Origin of the sequence: Curtobacterium sp. PhB170 (assembly GCF_003752345.1) — a bacterium.
Lineage (GTDB): Bacteria > Actinomycetota > Actinomycetes > Actinomycetales > Microbacteriaceae > Curtobacterium.
Window position 1 is genome coordinate 1 of sequence record NZ_RJUM01000016.1, and the last position, 17235, is coordinate 17235.

17 protein-coding genes are annotated in these 17235 nt (G+C 72.2%); 4 read left to right on the forward strand and 13 right to left on the reverse strand.

Annotated elements, in window-relative coordinates; translation table 11 throughout:
* Window positions 1-409: 409 nt before the first annotated feature.
* The 3 genes from rlmN to EDF40_RS18510 all read right to left on the reverse strand — a co-directional run bounded on the left by rlmN (window position 410) and on the right by EDF40_RS18510 (window position 3590).
* A complete protein-coding gene (rlmN, locus tag EDF40_RS18500) occupies window positions 410-1642 on the reverse strand; it encodes a 23S rRNA (adenine(2503)-C(2))-methyltransferase RlmN (RefSeq protein WP_111086542.1) in 1233 nt (410 codons plus the stop codon).
* Window positions 1643-1732: 90 nt separating this feature from the next.
* Complete coding sequence (locus EDF40_RS18505) at window positions 1733-2683, reverse strand: C40 family peptidase (RefSeq protein ID WP_123338378.1); 951 nt, start codon at window positions 2681-2683, stop codon at window positions 1733-1735.
* A 172-nt stretch (window positions 2684-2855) separates the two neighbouring features.
* Window positions 2856-3590, reverse strand: coding sequence for a pyridoxamine 5'-phosphate oxidase family protein (locus tag EDF40_RS18510; RefSeq protein ID WP_123338379.1), 735 nt, complete (start codon window positions 3588-3590; stop codon window positions 2856-2858).
* A 34-nt stretch (window positions 3591-3624) separates the two neighbouring features.
* On the opposite strand from EDF40_RS18510, the gene EDF40_RS18515 reads away from it, so the two are divergent.
* Complete coding sequence (locus EDF40_RS18515; RefSeq protein ID WP_185003241.1) at window positions 3625-5100, forward strand: PLP-dependent aminotransferase family protein; 1476 nt, start codon at window positions 3625-3627, stop codon at window positions 5098-5100.
* 51 nt (window positions 5101-5151) lie between these two features.
* Here EDF40_RS18515 and EDF40_RS18520 read toward each other — a convergent pair whose 3' ends face one another.
* From EDF40_RS18520 to EDF40_RS19370, 3 genes are all read right to left on the reverse strand, one after another.
* Window positions 5152-5667, reverse strand: a complete 516-nt coding sequence (locus tag EDF40_RS18520; RefSeq protein WP_123338381.1) for a hypothetical protein — start codon at window positions 5665-5667, stop codon at window positions 5152-5154.
* Between the two features lie 99 nt (window positions 5668-5766).
* Window positions 5767-6642, reverse strand: coding sequence for an alpha/beta fold hydrolase (locus tag EDF40_RS18525; RefSeq protein ID WP_123338382.1), 876 nt, complete (start codon window positions 6640-6642; stop codon window positions 5767-5769).
* 44 nt (window positions 6643-6686) lie between these two features.
* Window positions 6687-6854: a hypothetical protein gene (locus EDF40_RS19370; RefSeq protein WP_159572230.1), complete on the reverse strand. Its 168-nt coding sequence runs from the start codon at window positions 6852-6854 to the stop codon at window positions 6687-6689.
* A 154-nt stretch (window positions 6855-7008) separates the two neighbouring features.
* Here EDF40_RS19370 and EDF40_RS18530 point away from each other — a divergent pair, with 154 nt between their 5' ends.
* On the forward strand, window positions 7009-7359 hold the full coding sequence (locus EDF40_RS18530) for a GntR family transcriptional regulator (protein ID WP_111086536.1): 351 nt from the start codon (window positions 7009-7011) through the stop codon (window positions 7357-7359).
* Entirely contained in the window at window positions 7356-8312 is a 957-nt protein-coding gene (locus tag EDF40_RS18535) for a DUF1648 domain-containing protein (RefSeq protein ID WP_260212470.1), read from the forward strand. Before EDF40_RS18530 ends, EDF40_RS18535 begins: the two co-directional genes overlap by 4 nt.
* A 147-nt stretch (window positions 8313-8459) precedes the next feature.
* On the opposite strand, the gene EDF40_RS18540 is transcribed toward EDF40_RS18535, so the two are convergent.
* Window positions 8460-9221 (reverse strand): SDR family NAD(P)-dependent oxidoreductase, encoded by a 762-nt coding sequence (locus EDF40_RS18540; protein WP_123338383.1) that lies wholly within the window; start codon window positions 9219-9221, stop codon window positions 8460-8462.
* An 80-nt stretch (window positions 9222-9301) separates the two neighbouring features.
* Between EDF40_RS18540 and EDF40_RS18545 the strand changes: the two genes are divergently transcribed.
* The gene (locus EDF40_RS18545) at window positions 9302-10810 is read left to right on the forward strand and encodes a hypothetical protein (RefSeq protein WP_123338384.1); all 1509 of its coding nucleotides are present in this window, start codon (window positions 9302-9304) and stop codon (window positions 10808-10810) included.
* Between the two features lie 70 nt (window positions 10811-10880).
* Here EDF40_RS18545 and EDF40_RS18550 read toward each other — a convergent pair whose 3' ends face one another.
* The 6 genes from EDF40_RS18550 to EDF40_RS18575 are packed head-to-tail and all read right to left on the reverse strand — an operon-like array spanning window position 10881 to window position 17061.
* Window positions 10881-11798 (reverse strand): phosphogluconate dehydrogenase C-terminal domain-containing protein, encoded by a 918-nt coding sequence (locus tag EDF40_RS18550; RefSeq protein WP_123338385.1) that lies wholly within the window; start codon window positions 11796-11798, stop codon window positions 10881-10883.
* Window positions 11795-12640, reverse strand: coding sequence for a sugar phosphate isomerase/epimerase (locus tag EDF40_RS18555; RefSeq protein WP_123338386.1), 846 nt, complete (start codon window positions 12638-12640; stop codon window positions 11795-11797). The genes EDF40_RS18550 and EDF40_RS18555 overlap by 4 nt, the downstream gene beginning before the upstream one ends.
* Window positions 12637-13452 (reverse strand): triose-phosphate isomerase family protein, encoded by an 816-nt coding sequence (locus tag EDF40_RS18560; RefSeq protein ID WP_123338387.1) that lies wholly within the window; start codon window positions 13450-13452, stop codon window positions 12637-12639. Before EDF40_RS18560 ends, EDF40_RS18555 begins: the two co-directional genes overlap by 4 nt.
* Window positions 13452-13937, reverse strand: coding sequence for a ribose-5-phosphate isomerase (locus EDF40_RS18565; RefSeq protein ID WP_123338388.1), 486 nt, complete (start codon window positions 13935-13937; stop codon window positions 13452-13454). The genes EDF40_RS18560 and EDF40_RS18565 overlap by 1 nt, the downstream gene beginning before the upstream one ends.
* A gap of 11 nt (window positions 13938-13948) precedes the next feature.
* Window positions 13949-15667 carry a dihydroxyacetone kinase family protein gene (locus EDF40_RS18570; RefSeq protein WP_123338389.1) on the reverse strand — a complete coding sequence of 573 codons (1719 nt, stop codon included), beginning with the start codon at window positions 15665-15667 and terminating at the stop codon, window positions 13949-13951.
* Complete coding sequence (locus EDF40_RS18575; RefSeq protein WP_123338390.1) at window positions 15664-17061, reverse strand: MFS transporter; 1398 nt, start codon at window positions 17059-17061, stop codon at window positions 15664-15666. Before EDF40_RS18575 ends, EDF40_RS18570 begins: the two co-directional genes overlap by 4 nt.
* Between the last annotated feature and the right edge of the window lie 174 nt (window positions 17062-17235).

The following is a 17235-nucleotide window of genomic DNA, read 5'->3' on the forward strand; positions in this document are numbered from 1 at the left end:
CAGACCCAACACCCCAAAGGGCATCAGACCGAGTTGATTCTGACTGTTGACTGTCTACTGACAATCTTCAATCCAAAAGGAATTGCATCATGACCCGGTCAGCAAGCCGACCAGGCACGAGGTCAATCAATAAATTGGCATTGACAATGTGCACGCTGTTGAGTTCTCAAGGACCAGACGCACTCCCCCACTCGACACCCGAAGATGCTCCGCCAGAGAGGCTGGTGAATCCGCTGCCCGGGGAAGAACCGTGGCGGACAAGATCCCCAGGTAAACCCAGTGACCGTCTCAGCCGTTCCGTTCTCCGCCGCCGTGGCAACGAGAGGTAACACTACACAGGCTCCGGGGGCCTCGCCAACCGTGGTTCCTCCCGGGCGTGTCGGCCCGGGAGTCCCCGTCGGCGACGGGGCTACTCCGCTGCAGCGAGCTGCCCGCAGGCCCCGTCGATCTCCTTGCCACGGGTGTCGCGCAGCGTCGTCGGGATGCCCGCGGCGTTCAGCCGGCGGACGAACTCGTCCTGCACGTGCACCTCGGACGAGGTCCACACGGAGCCCGGCGTCGGGTTGAGCGGGATCGGGTTGACGTGCACCCAGCCCTTGCCACGCTTGTTGAGCTTCTCGGCGAGCAGGTCCGCGCGCCAGGCGTGGTCGTTCATGTCCTTGATGAGCGCGTACTCGATCGAGACACGACGGCCCGTCTTGACGTAGTAGTTGTGCGCGGCGTCGATCGCCTCGTCGGCCTTCCAGCGCGAGTTCACCGGGATGAGCTCGTCGCGGAGTTCGTCGTCCGGGGCGTGCAGCGACAGCGCGAAGGTCACCGGGATGTTCTCGTCCGCCAGCTTGAGGATCGCGGGGACCAGCCCGACGGTCGAGATCGTGATGCCACGGGCGCTCATGCCGAGGCCGTTCGGCTGCGGCGCGACCATCAACCGCACGGCGTCCATCACCCGCTTGTAGTTGGCGAGCGGCTCCCCCATGCCCATGAACACGATGTTCGTCACGCGCTCGGCGTCGACGCGGTCCTTGCCGCCCTTGCGCGGATCGCCCCCGAGCTCCCCCGCGGCGATGGCTGCGTTGGCCCGGACGATCTGCTCGATGATCTCGGCGGTGGACATGTTGCGGGTCAGCCCCGCCTGGCCGGTGGCGCAGAACGGGCAGTTCATGCCGCAGCCGGCCTGCGACGAGACGCAGAGCGTGATGCGACCCGGGTACCGCATGAGCACCGACTCGACCAGGGCACCGTCGTGCAGCTTCCACAGGAACTTGATCGTGTCGCCGTTGTCCGTCGCCAGCCGCCGGGTCTCGGTCAGCAGGGGCGGCAGCATCCCGGCGACGAGCTGCTCACGCTGGGCGGCCGGCAGGTCGGTCATCTTGTCCGGGTCGGACGTGTAGTGCGTGAAGTAGTGGGTCGCGAGCTGCTTCGCACGGAAGCCCGGCAGCCCGAGTTCCTTGACGCGGGCCTCGCGCTCCTCGGCCGTCAGGTCGGCCAGGTGCACGGGCGGCTTGCCGCGCTTCGGCGACGCGAACTGCAGCAGCGGACGGCCGTCCGTGTCGGTCGCCTGCTTCCAGCCCTCGGTGCGCGGGCGCACCTGCGGACGAGCAGACTGCTGCTGTTCGAACGGGGTACGGGTGTCGGAAGCCATCAGGCCAGGATACGGGAGGCCCGTGACACGTTGGTGCCGGACCCTCCGGTGGCCGGGATGGTCACCATCCACGGCCCCGCCTGCGTCGGGTCAGCTGCCGGCGGGCAGCAGGCGCGCGAAGTGGTGCGCGGCCGAGTACATCGGCACGATGTCGACGACCTCGCCCGGGTGCGGTGCCTGCAGCACGAGTCCCTGGCCGAGGTAGAGCCCGACGTGGTCCTCGTCGTCGTACACGACCATGTCTCCGGGCAGCGCCTCGGACTCGGGGATCGTCGTCGCCGCGGCGTCCTGCGTCGGGACGTAGTGCACGAGCGGGATGCCGACCGCGGCGTACGCGACCATCGTCAGGCCGGAGCAGTCGATGCCCTCGTGGCTCGCGCCGCCCTCGACGTACGGGTCCCCCATGTACTGCAGTGCGGTCTCGACGATCGTGGCGCGGTCGCCGCCGGCGGACAACGCCGCCGACAGGGCCGACTGCGCCTGGGCCGTCGTCACCCCGAAGCGCAGGTCGAGCGTCGGGTACGACACGACCGTGGTCGTGGTGGTCATGCCGTCGGTCGTGACGACGGGGACCTTGACGTCGTGCGCCACGGTGAAGGTCTGCGCGGCCTGCGAGGTCGTCGTGCCCTGCTGCGTCTCGACCGGGGTCGCCGCGTTCGCCGGCACGGCCAGGGTCAGGCTCGAGGTCACGGCGATGGCCGGTGCGAGCAGGATCGCGGCACGCTTGGCGTTCGCGGTGCGGCGGATGTGCCGCGGGTCGACGGCCCGCTCGGCACGCAGGACGGCCTTCCGGCTCAGGACGGCCGCACCGGCGCTCGAAGCGACCGGGAGCGGACGCGGCTGCATCCGGACGGTGCGGGTCGGCTTCGGGTGCTCCACGAACGTGGCCCGGGCAGCGGCGGGACCGAGAGCCGAGCGACGACCACGGGGACGGGACGGCTGCGGCTGCGGCGACGCCGGTGCGGGTTCCACCGCGGTGTGCGGGGTCGCTCGCGAGGGCTGTCGGTCTTCGGCTGCTGCAGGCAGGGCGTGGCGTCCCATGGGTCCTTCCGGGTCGGGACCGCTGGGCGATCCGGAAAGTAACGTATTGGTCACGGGGCGGATCGAGGCTGGGCAGTCCCGGAGTGTTCCTGCGGCTCGTCACAGGAACGGGCGATCCTCGCAGGTCGCTCAGATGCGGCGGATCCGCGCCCAGGGGTCCGCGGACCCGGCCTCAGACGGACGCGACCCGCATGACGGCGGCGATCCGGGCCTCCCGGTCGGACGACAGGCGGTCGAGGCGAGCCGCCAGCGCCACGACGGACGCGTCGACCGGGGCGTCCCCCGAGATGTCCCCCGGTACCGGGACGCCAGCGCGGACCGCGAGCGGCAGCACGCCGGCCCAGACCGCGTGGTCCTCGCCGTCGTCCGCGGCCTCGCCGTTGCCCTGGAACCGGACCTTCACACTCGCGCGGTCGAGGGGCAGCTGCAGGACCTGGGTGGCGCGGACCTCCTTCGGGGTCATCTCGCGGACCTCGTCGCGGCGGCCGGGCATGAGGTGGTCGGAGACCTGCCAGAGCGCCTCGGTGCGGAGCTCGGGCGGCACGACCGTCGCGGCGCCCGCGATCATCGCGCTCCGGTAGTTCGCGGAGCTGTCGAAGGTCGAACGGGCGAACACGAGCCCGTCCAGGTGCGTGACCGTCGCTGCGACCTGCACGCCGGTGGCCCCTGCTTCGAGGAACAGGCCGCCGCCGGTTGAGCCGTGCAGCAGCAGGACCGGGCCGGCGCCGAGGTCGCCGACGCCGCACAGGAAGGGCAGCACGATCGGGTGGCCGCCGCGGACGAACCCGACGTGGGCGAGGTGGGCCTCGGCGAGGATCGCCCGGAGGACGGCGGGGTCGTCGGACTGGCGCTCGCGGATCCGCCGGACGCGCAGGTCGGGGCCGTCGGTGGGGTTCGGGGTGCTCATGCGGGCCACGCTAGGTTCGACAGTGGTCCAGTGCGTGGACCAGATCGAGGTGATCGTGGTGGACCAGTCTGGCAAAACGGCAGGGGTCGTCGAGCGCGTCCGACGGATGGTCCACGACGGCACGCTGCGCGAGGGCGATCCGCTGCCCTCGACCCGTGCGTTGGCCGCCGAGCTCGGCGTCGCACGCGGCACGGTCGTCGCCGCGTACGACCAGCTCGACGGTGAGGGCTGGATCCGGACGCGGCACGGTGCGGTGGCGCGGGTCGTCGCGTCGGCCGGCGCAGGCGGCGTGGGCGTCGGGGACTTGCGTCCGGCGACGGACCCGCGTGCGCCGGCTGCGGCGTCAGCTGAGGCATCAGCGTCAGCCGCCGCCCGGGTCATCGACTGCCGCCCCGGGGTCCCCGCCGTCACCGCGATCGCGCAGCGGGACTGGCGCGCGGCCTGGCGGGCGGCGGCCGACGCCCCACTGCGGAACGCCGTCGCGGACCCCCTCGGCACGGTGGAGCTCCGCGCGCAGGTGGTCGCACAGCTCGGCCTGAGCCGCGGGTTCGCCCCGTCGGTCGACCGGGTGCTGCTGACCGCGGGGACCTCGGAGGCGTTGTCGCTCGTCACCGAGGCGCTCCGCGTGGACCTCGGTCGCGCCCCCGTGTTCGCGGTCGAGGACCCGGGGTACCGGACCGGTCAGCGTGCGGTGCTCAGCGCAGGCGGGACCGTGATCGGCATCCCGCTCGACGACGACGGGATGGACCTCGACGCCCTGACCGCCGCATCGCCGGTCGACGTCGTGCTCGTCACGCCGACGCACCAGTACCCGCTCGGTTCGGTGATGCCGGTGGCGCGACGGCAGCGGCTGCTCGCCTGGGCTGCGGCGACCGGCACGCTCGTGGTCGAGGACGACTACGACTCGGAGTTCCGCCACCGCGGCAGCCCGGTGCCGGCACTTGCGGCACTCGACGCCGAGGGGGTGGTGCTGCACGTCGGCGGGTTCTCGAAGACGCTCGACCCACGGCTGCGCTGCTCCTACGTCGTGCTGCCCGCGACGGCTGGTGTGCTGGTCGGGGCCGGGCCCGTGGCCGGGGTCGCCGACGCGGTGCTCGCTGCCCGTCGTGCCCGCGGCGCGGTCGTCGCCGAGCCCGTGCAGGTCGCGCTCGCGCACCTGCTCCGGACCGGCTCGCTCCGCCGGCACCTCGGCCGGGTCCGGCGCGACTACACGCACCGTCGCGCCCGGATCGCGGCCCGGCTCGACGACGTCGTCGGACTGGAGGCCCGTGCGCTGACCGGCGGACTGCACGCCGTGGTCGTGTGGTCGGGTCCGGCGACCGGGCAGGAGGTCGCGGCGCGGATGGCCGGTGCCGGCGTGCTCGTCGCGACGCTCGAGGAGTACGGGATGGCTCCGGGCAGCACGCCGGCCGGGATCGTGCTGGGGTACGGGGCGGTGACGGTGCCGGAGCTGGACCGTGCGCTGGACGCGCTGATCGGTGCGGTGGAGCGGGCCGCGACCGTTGCGTGACCCTGGTGCCCGTGGTGCCCCGGTGCGCTCTGGCCGCCGGACGAGTCGCGATCAGCCGCCGGACTGAGCGGTCGCGACCACGTTCGAACCGGCCTGCTGGCACGCGGTGTTCAGGGTGCGCCCGACGAGGTCCCACTCCGCACTGTCCTCGAGCGCCGGCCCCGACGTGGGTGCCGGGTGGGCGTCGAGGTACTCGTGCGCGTAGTCGATCGCGTTGTCGAGCCGCTCGTCGCTGCTCGACAGGTGCTCGTACCCGAAGCGCTCCGCCGCGATCAGCGCCTCGTACTGCGCATCGGTCAGGGCACCGCGGGAACGACCGTCCGAGGCGTTCAGGGCGATCGTCGACAGCGCGCTGATCTGCCCGCAGACGGCCGCGGCGCTCCGGTCCTCCTCCATCGGGTCCACCGTGGCGGACGCCGCCGGTGCGTCCACCGCTGCGTCCGCCGATCGAGCACTCGACGAGGTCGGCGTCGGTGTCGACGAGGCGTCGGCGGAGCAGCCGGACAGGGCGAGGGACGCGAGCAGCGCACCGGCGACGACGGGCAGCGCGAGTCGGAGGGAAGCCATACCCGCCATCGTGGCAGCGCCGTGGTCACGCACGGGGCGTCGTGTCGAGATCGAGACCTCGTCGATACCGGATCGTGAGCAGGCGGGGCGAGCCGGTGGTCAGTGCTGCTGCAGGTGTGCGCGAACCTGTGCTTGCACGGCGGCGGCGTCGCGGTGGTCCCAGAGCGCGAAGTGCGTGCCACCCGGCACCGTGACGAGCTCGGCGCCGGGGATCGTCTCGGCAGCGCGGGCGCTGTCGTCGTGTACGACCTCGGTGTCGGCGTCGCCGTGCACCAGGAGCGTCGGGGCCCGGACGGCGCCGAGGTCGAGCGACTCGACGGCCGCGAGCTGGCGCACGTCGTTGTCCCAGCCGGCGCGTCGGGGCCCGGACGCGTTGCCGGTCCGGGCGAGGCCGAGCAGGAACGCCCGCCGCACCGGGTCGGCCAGGACGCCGGCGACGTGTTCCCGCAGGGCCCCACCACGCAGGGTGCTCACGCCGGCCACCGCAGCGCGTGCCGCGGCAGCCGGGGCGATGCGCGCAGCGGCCGACGCCAGACCGGCGCCGAACACCGTGTCGGTCACGAGTCGTTCGGCCGGTCCCGCCGACCCGGGGACCCAGCGACCGGACACCCCGGAGGCGACGGCAAGCGCCCTGGTCCGCTCCGGGTGGCGGACCGCCAGTCGGTACGCGGCCGGTGCGCCACCGGACCAGGCCAGCACACCGACCCGGTCGATGCCGAGGTCGTCGAGGACCCCGGCGAGCTGGTCGGCCTCGTCGTCGATCGTGGAGTGGTCGGCGTCGAGCCAGGTGCCGAGGTAGCCCGGTCGCGAGACCGTGACCACGCGGAAGTCCTCAGACGGCAGGAACGCCCCCATCAACTCGGCGACGTCGATCCCGCCGGGGCTGCCGTGCAGGACCAGTACGGGGACGCCGGCGTCGGAGCCTCGGGTCGAGAACTCGACGCCACGGGTGACCACTCGGGTCGAAGGGGGCATGGGCCGACGATACTGCTGGCCCCCGTGCGGCGTCGGCGGCGGGGTCAGCGGGCCTCGGGGCGCGCGGAGCCGCGGGTGCTCACGAGGTCGGCGAGGGACGGTTCGGCCTCGTCGGTGGGCACGGCCCAACCACGTCGGGCGGCCTTGCGGACGAGACGGTAGGTGGTGACCTGGACGGGCTCCACCCCGTCGGCGGATTCGTAGTTCGTCATCGTGGTTTTCTCCCTGAATCGCGAGTGGTTCGCTGCAGCCGAAAGTACCCGGACGCCGTACCCCCGGACGGGGGCCTGCGTTCCATGGCCAAAGGCCGGAGAGCGCGCCACGAGGACCCTCGACGCGGCGGTATTGTTCGCATACAATGCGAACATGTTGATCACCGTCGACCCGACCGCACGGGCCACGCTCGCCGAACAGGTCGCGTCGCAGATCCGGTACGCGATCGCACGCGGAGACCTCGCGAGCGGGGAACGCCTGCCGTCGGCGCGCGACCTCGCCGCCGCGGTCGACGTCAACATGCACACGGTGCTACGCGCCTACGCACAGCTGCAGGACGACGGACTGATCGAACTGCGGCGGGGTCGCGGAGCAACGGTCTTGCGATCGGGCAACGCGTCGTTCGACCGGCTGCGCACGCTCGTGGACGAGCTGCGCGACCAGGCCGACACGCTCGGGGTGCCGCTCGACGACCTGTTCACGATGATCAAGGGGGCACGATGACGAACCGACCGATGCACGCGAGGACTCGCCTGGCGGTGGTGGCACCCGGGACGGCGGTGTCGCTGGCCCTGGTGGTCGCGGCCCTCGTCGCCGCACCGAGCCTGCCGGACCGCATGGCCGTCCACTTCGGGGCCGACGGCACCGCGGACGGCTGGAGTTCGCCCTGGCCGGTGTTCTGGATCACGCTCGCGGTGACCGCCGGCGCCGTGGCCCTGGCGTTCGCGGCGCTGCGGATGCCCGACCGCCGGACCGCCGCCACCCTGGTGCTCGTCGCCAACCTGTTCGCCGGCAGCCTGGGCACCGCCTGGATCGTGCTCGCCGCGACGAACACCGTCGGCGACGGGACGCTGTCCGGCTGGTGGACCGTGCCGTTCCTGGCCGTCAGCGCGGTCATCGCCGCGGTGCCGGTCGTCGCGCTCGTCCGGTCGGCTCCCCCGGTGCCGGCGCACGACGTCGAACCGCTGCGCATCGGGTCGGACACACGGGTCGCGTGGCGCGCTCGCATCGGCAGTCGCTGGTTCGCGGCGCTCGGGGCCGTCGTGGTCGGACTCGGGATCGGCACGGGGCTCGCGATGGCTCCGGCCGACCTCGGTACGGCCGTCGCCTCCGGAGCGGTGTTGGTCGTCGCTGGGCTCGCCGTACTGGTGCTCGCCCGGGTCGAGCTCACCGTGGACCGGCGTGGGATGCGACTGACCTCGACGTGGACCCGCATCCCGCTCATGCGCGTCCCGCTCGAGCGGATCGAGTCCTGCGGGTTGGAGGACGTCTCGCCCGGACAGTGGGGTGGCTGGGGCTACCGGTTCTCCGGCCGTGGGGTCGCCTACGTGGTGCGGTCGGGGCCGGGCCTCGTGGCACGGCTCCGCGGTGGGCAGGCACGGATGGTGACGGTGCCGGACGCTGCGGGCGGGGCCGCGGCCCTGGGCGCGCTGCTCGCCCACCGCACGCCGGCCTGACGGGGCTGCGCCGGGCCTCCCGGTCGGGGTGCAGGTGCGTCCTGCGAAGGCGACAGATCTCGTCGGCCGCGTGCCGTCACGTCCCTGAAAGCGACAGTGTGCCGCGAACCGTTCGGGGCACATTGTCGCTTTCGCGGAACGCCGCGGTCAGAGGCTCGTCATGCCGCCGTCGACGCGGAACTCGGCGCCCGTCGCGTAGGACGACTCCGCGCTGGCGAGGTAGACCATGATGCCGGTGACGTCGTCGGGGGTTCCGGGGCGACCGAGGGGCGTGCGGGCGACGATCGCGGCCCGCGCTTCGGGGTCGCCGGAGATCGCCGAGACGAGGCCGGTCTCGGTGTAGCCCGGCACGACGGTGTTCACCCGGATGCCGTCCCGCGCGTACGCCATCGCGGTCGCGCGGACGAGCGAGTGGATACCGCCCTTGGTCGACGAGTAGGCCGCGAAGTCCGCACCCTCGCCGTTCAGCCCGGTGGGTGAGCCCGTCGCGATGATCGACCCGCCGCCGCCGGCCGCGAGCATCGCCCGGACGGCGTGCTTCACGGTCAGGAACGTGCCCGTCAGGTTCACCGCGACCGTGCGGTTCCAGGTGTCGAGCGACACGTCCGCGACCGCAGCGTCGTGGCCGAACAGCTGCACGCCGGCGTTCGCGACGACCACGTTCGGCGTCAGGTCGCGCTCCGCGAGGGCGGCGAACCCGGCCGCGACGCTCGTCTCGTCGGCGATGTCCATGGTGAGCGGCAGTGCGAGCGCGCCGGCCGCCGCTGCTGCGGTGCCCGCCGCCGTCGCATCCCGGTCGGCGTAGACCACGCGTGCGCCCTCGGCGACGAACCGGTCCGCGATCGCACGGCCGATGCCGGAGCCCGCCCCCGTGACGAGTGCGGTCCTGTGGTCGAGTCGTGCGGTCATGCGGGAGCTCCGTCCTGGGAGCGTCGTCGCTCCACGGACCCATCATTGCCCAACCGGTTGACCGGTGGTAGTCATGAGCCATGACTGCGGTGTCGATCGGTGCGTGGCGGTTCACGCTGCGCGGTGCCGAGCTCGCCGACCTCGCGTACGACGGCGAACCGGTGCTGCGGGCGATCCGCTTCGTGACGCGTGACCACGACTGGCGCACCGCCGACGACACCGTGCTCGCTCGGACGCTGCCCTCCGGCACGGGCAGCCGCGGGCGCCTGCGCATCGAGGCCAGCGCCCGCTACGACGACACCGAAGTGCTCCGCTACACCCTCGAGGTCACCGTCGACGGCCCCACCCTGCGCGTCGACGCGACCGGCACCACGACGACGCCGTTCCGCCGCAACCGCATCGGCCTGGTCGTGCTGCACCCGCCGACCCTCGCCGGCGTGCCCGTCACCGCGCGCCACCCGTCCGGCACCGCCACCGAGGCGGCGTTCCCGACGTGGATCGCGCCGCACCAGCCGGCCGCCGACTTGTCGGGGCTGGACTGGTCGACGGGTCGGGTCGCGCTGACGCTCGACCTGGCCGGCGACGTGTTCGAGACGGAGGACCAGCGCAACTGGACCGACGCCTCGTTCAAGACCTACTCGACGCCGCTGTCCGAGCCGTTCCCCGTCGCGCTCGACGCGGGTTCCGTGGTCCACCAGTCGCTCACGCTGCGCGCGACGACGGACGATCGACCGGGAGGCACGGCCGCCCCCGCCCCGGACCTCGCGTTCCTGGACGGGCCAGCTCCCACCGCCGCGGTCGCCCCGCCGCCGACACTCCAGCTGCTCGCTGCCTCGGCCCCGACGGCTGCGCGCCCGGCCGACGCGCGCCCGGCCGCGGTGCCGCTCGGCGTGCCCGTCCTGGTCGAACCCGTGCTCGGCCATCCGAACGTCCGGGCGGTGCTGGCGTCAGCTCGGCGCGATGCGGGTGGTGCGCCGCTCGACGTCCGGTTCGTCACCGACGACCCGGGTCGGCTGCGTGCCGGGATCGACGACGTGCTCGACTCGGGCGCGGTCGTGCGGATCGGCGCGTTCGACCCGTCCTCGCACGTGACGACCCCGGCGCTGCAGCAGGCCCTGCGCGACGCCGCGGCTGCTGTGGGCGACCTCGAGGTCGTCGCGGGCACGCGCGCGCACTTCACGGAGCTGAACCGGACCGTCGGCCTGTTCCGCGACTGGGACGGGCCCTTGACCTTCAGCGTGACGCCGCAGATGCACGACCGGTCGCCCGAACAGGTGACCGAGTCGATCCGGATGCAGCGCTGGGTGGTGATGAGCGCCTCCAGGCTGGCCGCCGGCAGGGCGCTCCATGTCGGACCGGTGACGCTGCGGCCACGGTTCAACGCGGTGGCGACGTCCGCGCGCCCCGTCGTGACCGACGCGACGGTCGAGGCCGGGTACGGGCCGCAGTTCGTGGCGGACGCGACGGATCCGGCGCAGCACTCGGCGGCGGCGCGGGCGTGGTTCGCGGCGTCGGTGGAGGCGCTGACGGTGCCCGGGGTCGCCTCGATCACCCTCGCCGAGGCCTGGGGGCCGCGTGGCGGGCCGTGAGTACCGGCAAAGCGACAGATTCCCGCTGATGGTCGGCGGGAATCTGTCGCTTCGGCGGATCAGACGAACATCAGCGGCGGACGGCGTCGATCTTGAGCATCTTGGCGATGACCGAGTCGAGCTCGCTGTCGTCGAAGACCTGCTTCCAGTCCTCCTTGATGAGCTTCTCGCGGCCGTAGCCCATGGCGATGTGGCAGGCGTCCGAGAACGGGTTCGAGCCGCGCAGGCCGTTGGTCAGCGCGATCCAGGTGTGGCCGTAGAGCATGGCGCGGGCGGCCTCGCGGGGCACGCCGACACCGGTGACGGTCTCCTCGAGGGCGTCGTTGAGGAAGTCGCCGATCATGCAGGCGATCGTCTCGACCAGGGTCGGCTCGAGCACGGCCAGCTGCTTCACGGTGACCCAGTGCACCTGGATGACGGGCGCGTACATGGTGGTGATGACAGCCTCGGCGATGGCCTTGGCGCGGTCGCCCTCGTCACCGAGCGACTCGGACGCGTCGAAGGCCGCGATGACCTCCTGCGGGGCGGCGATGCCCCCGAAGGTGTCGTCCCACTCGGCCTTGGTGGTGCGCTCGAGGAACACCGACGGGTGGCACGGGTGCGCCACGGCGTAGTGGATGTCCTCGCGCTTGGCGAGCAGTCCGGCGTAGGCGGCGGCCGGGTCGAGCGTCAGGATGCTGGCACCCGACTTCATGACCGGGACGAGCTGTTCCGAGATGGTGCCGAGCAGGACGTCCGGCACGGCGAGGATGACCACGTCGGCGACCTTGGCGGCTTCGACGCTGTCGGTGAGTGATCGGCCGAGGGCCTGGATGCGCTCCTGGCCGGCGGGCGAGGCCTCGCTGTAGAGCGTCGTGTACTCGCTCTTCGCGAAGTTGTTCGAGACGCGGGTGCCCATCTTGCCGCCGGCACCGATCACGGCGACGGTGACGTCGGCCGTGCCGGATCCGGCAGCGACGGTGTGGGGGGTGGTGACGGTGTCGGTCATGATTCCTTGCTCCTGATGTGCTCGATGGTGTGTTCGGTCCACGCCGCCTCGATGCGGGTGGTGGTCTGTGCGGGCGTCTCGCCCGGTCGTGGTTCGGCGCCCGCGTGCTCGTCCTGCCAGGGCAGCCAGAACTCGATGACGCGGTTGATCCCCCGGGTGTCGGGGTCGATCGCGGCGCGGACGGCGTCGTGGTCGATGACCCCGGTGCCCATCGGGACGCCGGTGTACTGGAACCCGACCCACCCCGGTGACCGGGTGAACCCGGAGTCCTTGACGTGCCAGTTGACGACGTGCGGGGCGGTCAGCGCGACGACGTCGGCGGGGTGTTCGAGCCGTGCGACGGTGTTCGCCGGGTCCAGGCAGATGCCGAGGTGGTCGGAGCCGATCGCCTGCACGACCGCGACGAGGTCGGCGGTGGCGACGACCTCGTAGGTCTCGAGGGCGAGCGTCACCCCGGCCGCTTCGTAGGCGGGCAGCGCCTGACGCAGACGGCGTTCGGTCTCGGCGGCGTCCGGCTGGTCATCGCCGCTCGTCCACATCGACCGGACGAGCGTCGCACCGAGCACCTGCGCGATGTGCAGGTACCGAGCGAGGTGCGCCGGGTCGGTACCGCGGGTGCCGACCTCGAGTGTGAGCCCGAGGTCGTCGGCCAGCGTCCGGATCGCGGCCAGCCGGTCGTCCGACGCGGTGTCGAGCGGCAGGTGGTCGCAGATCTGGAACAGGTCGACGCCGTCGTGGGCCGCGGCGTCGCGCAGGGCGTCGTCCAGGGACAGCGGTGCCGGCACGCGGCCGGACATCCGCCAGGAGTAGGCGTAGGTGGAGAGGCCGAGCAGGGAGGTCATGCCGGTGCTCCGTTCTGCGTCGCGGCCAGCGCCTCGGCTTCGTCGAGGATCGTGCGGATTGCCTCGGGGTCGTGGGCGAAGCGGCCGAGGAACAGGCCACCGATGCCGCCCTGTCCCCGGGTGAGCAGGCCCGGCCCGGCGCTGCCGCCGTAGATGACGACCGAACCGGCGAGCTCCGGACGGGTCGCCAGGTGCTGCTCGATGCCCGCGAGCACCGCGACGATGTGCTCGTCGGGCGCCGGCTCCGGTGCGCCGATGGCCCAGACCGGCTCGTAGGCGGCGATGACCGGTCCGGCGAGCCCGTCGGCGACGGCCGTCGCGACGAAGCGGTCGAGCTGCGCGGTGACCTCGGCGACGGCAGCGGACGGGTCGCCGTCGGCCGCGCGGTCGGTCTCACCGATGCAGATGAGGGGACGCAGGCCGTTGCGGAAGGCGGCGTGCACCTTGCCGGCGATGTCCTGGTCGGTCTCGTGGAACAGGGAGCGACGCTCGGCGTGCGCGATCTCGACCAGGTCGACCCCGACCTCGCGGAGTTCACGGCCGGACACCTCACCCGTGAAGGCACCCTCGTCGGCCCATGCCAGGTCCTGCGCGCCGAGGAGCACCGGGGTGCGCTCGAGCACGGCGTGCACCGGCACGAGCGAGGGGAACGTCGGGATGACGAAGAGCTCGACGGCGCCGGACTGCACCGCCGGGTGGGTCCGGGCGATGTCGGCCACGGCGGCCGCCCACTCGAGCGTCCGGGCGTGCCCGAAGTACATCTTGAGCGACACCCCGATCGTGATCGGGGCCGCCGCCGTGGTCGCCGGCATCAGGCGTCGGTCCCGACCGGGGCCGAGCCGTCGTAGGCACAGATCGCGGCGACCTTCGACGCGCTGGCGGATGAAGCGTCGAACGTGTAGCCGAGCCACTCGCGAGCCATCCGGCGGGCGACCTCGACGCCGACGACCCGCTGGCCCATGCAGAGCACCTGGGCGTCGTTCGACAGGACCGAACGCTCGACGCTGAACGAGTCGTGCGCCGTGACGGCCCGGATGCCCGGGACCTTGTTCGCCGCGATCGCCACACCGAGTCCGGTGCCGCAGATCAGGATCGCGCGGTCGGCCTCGCCGTTCGCGACGAGTCGCGCTGCGTCGACGGCCACGTGCGGGTACGCGGTGTGCCCGTCCGCGTCGACGCCCACGTCGGTGACGCTGACCACCCGCGGGTCCTTCGCGAGGTCGGCCTTGATGATCTCCTTGTAGTCGAACCCGGCGTCGTCCGAGCCGACGACGATGCGGAACTGCTGCTCGGTCATGGGGGGCTTCCTTACTTCTCGGCCAGCGTCGCGAGGACCGCGGCGGTGATCAGGGCGAACGAGATCGCGCCGGCGTCGGGGGTGCCGACCGCGTCCTCGCCGTGGGTTCGGGCGCGGCCCATCTTCGGCAGCAGGTCGGCGGTCGCGTCGGCGGCGGCCGTCGCCGCGGCGGACGCGGCGGACCAGGCGCGGACCAGGTCGTCGCCGGCCGCGACGCGGTCGGTGAGGACCTGGTCGAACGGGACGATCGCGTCGACCATGGTCTTGTCGCCGGGGACGGCGCCGAACGCGAGGACCGCCTCGGTGGCGGCGTGCACCGCGCTCTGGACCGTGGCGGCGGTCGGACGTGACGCGTCGCCGAGGACGCGACCCAATGCCTCCAGGGCGGCTCCCCAGATCGCACCGGACGTGCCACCGGCCTTGTCGGACCAGGCGTCTCCGGCGATCGCCAGGACGCTGCCGGCGCCGGCGCCGCGCGTCACCGCGTCCGAAGCGGCGCGGTCCGCGGCGGTGGAGCCGCGCTGCATCCCGATGCCGTGGTCGCCGTCGCCGGCGACGGCGTCGATGCGACCGAGCTCGTCGGCGTGGTCGTCGATGGTGGTGCGGATGACCGTGATCGCCTCGGCGACCCGGGCTGCGGACGCCTGCGACGCCTCGGTGCCGGGTGTGACCGGTGCCTGCTCGTCCGCGGCGAGGGCCTCGGGTGCGACCGGCTGCTGCGGGACGGCACCGCCCTTGCGGTACGCGGGGCTGTCGGCTGGGGCGGCCCAGAGCTGCTCGAGTTCGTCGTCGAGCCAGAAGAGCGTCAGCGAGACGCCGGCCATGTCGAAGCTCGTGACGAGTTCGCCGACCTCGGGTTCGACGACGACGGCGCCGGCCGCCGCCAGCCCGCGTTGCACGGCGCCGAAGACGACGAAGAGTTCCTCGTACTTGACGCTGCCCAGGCCGTTGAGGATCGGGACGACGCGTGCCCCGTCGACGATGACACCGGATGGCAGCTCGGTGAGCAGCTTGTCGACGAGCAGGTCGGCCAGGCCGGACGCGGTGGGGACGTCGGCCTCGGCGATGCCGCGTTCACCGTGGATGCCCATGCCGATGGCCATCCGACCCTCGGGGACGGTGAAGAGTGGTTCGTCCGCGCCGGGGAGCGAGCAGCCGGAGAAGGCGACGCCGAAGCTCCGGGTGCGGTCGTTGGCGCGGGTCGCGATCGCGGTGACCGTGTCGAGGTCGTCCCCGCGTTCCGCGGCGGCACCGGCGACCTTGAAGACGCACAGGTCACCGGCGATGCCACGACGCTTGTGGGCTTCGGCGCTCGGGGCGGAGGCGACGTCGTCGGTCACCCGCACGGTGCGGACGTCGATCCCGCTGTCGGCCAGTGCCCGCGCCGCAGCGTCGAAGTTGAGCACGTCGCCGGCGTAGTTGCCGTAGCTCAGCAGCACCCCGCCGCCGTGCTCGGACGCCTTCGCGACCGCCGTGACCTGCTGGGCGCTCGGGCTGGCGAAGAGGTTCCCCATCGCCGCACCGGCTGCCAGTCCGTGCCCGACGAGTCCGCCGAAGGCCGGGTAGTGGCCGGAGCCACCGCCGACGACGAGCGCGACGGTGCCCTCGGGGCTGGTGGTCGAGCGGGCGACGCCGCCGTGGACCTTGCGGACCCGGGACTGGTTCGCGGCCACGAAGCCGTCGACCATCTCGTCGGCGAAGTCGGCCGGGTCGTTGAACAGGCGGGTCATGCGTGGCTCTCCTGGGTCGTGGTCGTCGTGGCCTGCGCCGCAGCGTCGGCGTCCCGTCGTTCGTTCCGCTTGGTGTTCCGAGCGAGCACGAACATCAGCACGCTCGACAGCACCATGAAGAAGCCGACGATGAACATCGGGACCTGGTACCCGCCGGTCCACCCGCTGACGACGCCCGTGATGTACGGGGCGGCGAACCCGCCGAGGTTGCCGATCGTGTTGATGAGGGCGACTCCCGCGGCAGCGGCGGCACCGGTCAGGAACTGCGTCGGCACGGTCCAGAAGTTCGGCAGCGCCGCGAAGATCGCGCAGGCGGTGACCGCGATGACGGCGATCGTGGCGGCCGGGCTGTTCATGTAGAGCGCGACCGGGATGCTCAGGCCGCCGACGAGCGCGGGGACGGCGATGTGCCAGACCCGGACGCCACGGCGGAAGGCGTCACGCGACCAGAAGTACAGGACGACCGCGGCGGGGACGTACGGGATCGCCGTGATCATGCCCTTCTGGAACAGGTCGAACGTGGTGCCGAACTGCTCCTGGAAGCCGTCGATGATGGTCGGCAGGAAGAAGCTCAGTGCGTAGAGGCCGTAGATGAAGCCGAAGTAGACCGCAGCGAGCATCCAGACGCGGCCGGAACCGAAGGCTGCACGGAGACCGCCCTTGGCGTGCCCGTCTCCCCCGCCCTTGGCCTTGTTCTCGGCGGCGAGGGCACCCTCGAGCCAGACCTTCTCGTCCTCGTCGAGCCACTTCGCCTGCGACGGCTTGTCCTTGAGCACGAAGAGGCACAGGACGCCGACGATGATCGCCGGGATCGAGACGCACAGGAACATGAAGCGCCAGCCGGCCAGGCCGCCGAGCATGCCCTCGTGGGTCATCAGCCAGCCGGCGAGCGGGGAGCCAATGACGCTCGTCAGGGGCTGGGCCAGGTAGAACAGCGCGAGCATCTTGCCGCGGTGCCGGGCGGGCACCCACGTCGACAGGAACAGGATCGCGCCGGGGAAGAAGCCGGCCTCGGCGATGCCGAGCAGGAAGCGCAGCCCGACGAGCTGCGGGTAGTTCTGCACCCACGTGAAGAGCAGCGAGACGATGCCCCACGTGATCATGATGCGCGCGAGCCAGATGCGCGCGCCGAACTTGTGGAGCGCCAGGTTGGAGGGCACCTCGAGCACGAGGTAGCCGATGAAGAACACGCCGGAGGCGAACCCGAACTGGGCGGCGGTCAGACCGAGGTCCGCCTCCATGCCGTTCGGGGCCGCGAAGGAGATCGCGGTGCGGTCGAGGAAGTTGATGAAGAACATCAGTGCCACGAACGGCACGATGCGGATCGCGATCTTGCGGATGGCCGTCTTCTCGACGACCGAGGTGGGGATGCCTCGCGTGGCGGGGATGTCCACGATGACTCCTGCTCGGTGGGGGTGGTACGACTCCGACCCGTGCTGCTGCGCCCGGACGGAGCGGGCGCATCGGTGCGCCTGGTCTAGTGTGCGGATACGAATCCGACTTGTCAACCGGTTGACCAAACCATCCCGAGTGCCTCGAAGCCCAACCGGTTGACCGAACGGTACGCT

Excerpts from the sequence above, each read along its gene's own strand:
- EDF40_RS18530 (WP_111086536.1), top strand. The coding sequence starts at position 7,009 with ATGTTGATCACCGTCGACCCGACCGCACGGGCCACGCTCGCCGAACAG.
- EDF40_RS18550 (WP_123338385.1), bottom strand. The coding sequence starts at position 11,798 with ATGACCGACACCGTCACCACCCCCCACACCGTCGCTGCCGGATCCGGC.
- EDF40_RS18535 (WP_260212470.1), top strand. The coding sequence starts at position 7,356 with ATGACGAACCGACCGATGCACGCGAGGACTCGCCTGGCGGTGGTGGCA.
- rlmN (WP_111086542.1), bottom strand. The coding sequence starts at position 1,642 with ATGGCTTCCGACACCCGTACCCCGTTCGAACAGCAGCAGTCTGCTCGT.
- EDF40_RS18520 (WP_123338381.1), bottom strand. The coding sequence starts at position 5,667 with ATGGCTTCCCTCCGACTCGCGCTGCCCGTCGTCGCCGGTGCGCTGCTC.
- EDF40_RS18560 (WP_123338387.1), bottom strand. The coding sequence starts at position 13,452 with ATGCCGGCGACCACGGCGGCGGCCCCGATCACGATCGGGGTGTCGCTC.
- EDF40_RS19370 (WP_159572230.1), bottom strand. The coding sequence starts at position 6,854 with ATGACGAACTACGAATCCGCCGACGGGGTGGAGCCCGTCCAGGTCACC.
- EDF40_RS18510 (WP_123338379.1), bottom strand. The coding sequence starts at position 3,590 with ATGAGCACCCCGAACCCCACCGACGGCCCCGACCTGCGCGTCCGGCGG.
- EDF40_RS18545 (WP_123338384.1), top strand. The coding sequence starts at position 9,302 with ATGACTGCGGTGTCGATCGGTGCGTGGCGGTTCACGCTGCGCGGTGCC.
- EDF40_RS18555 (WP_123338386.1), bottom strand. The coding sequence starts at position 12,640 with ATGACCTCCCTGCTCGGCCTCTCCACCTACGCCTACTCCTGGCGGATG.
- EDF40_RS18525 (WP_123338382.1), bottom strand. The coding sequence starts at position 6,642 with ATGCCCCCTTCGACCCGAGTGGTCACCCGTGGCGTCGAGTTCTCGACC.
- EDF40_RS18540 (WP_123338383.1), bottom strand. The coding sequence starts at position 9,221 with ATGACCGCACGACTCGACCACAGGACCGCACTCGTCACGGGGGCGGGC.
- EDF40_RS18565 (WP_123338388.1), bottom strand. The coding sequence starts at position 13,937 with ATGACCGAGCAGCAGTTCCGCATCGTCGTCGGCTCGGACGACGCCGGG.
- EDF40_RS18570 (WP_123338389.1), bottom strand. The coding sequence starts at position 15,667 with ATGACCCGCCTGTTCAACGACCCGGCCGACTTCGCCGACGAGATGGTC.
- EDF40_RS18505 (WP_123338378.1), bottom strand. The coding sequence starts at position 2,683 with ATGGGACGCCACGCCCTGCCTGCAGCAGCCGAAGACCGACAGCCCTCG.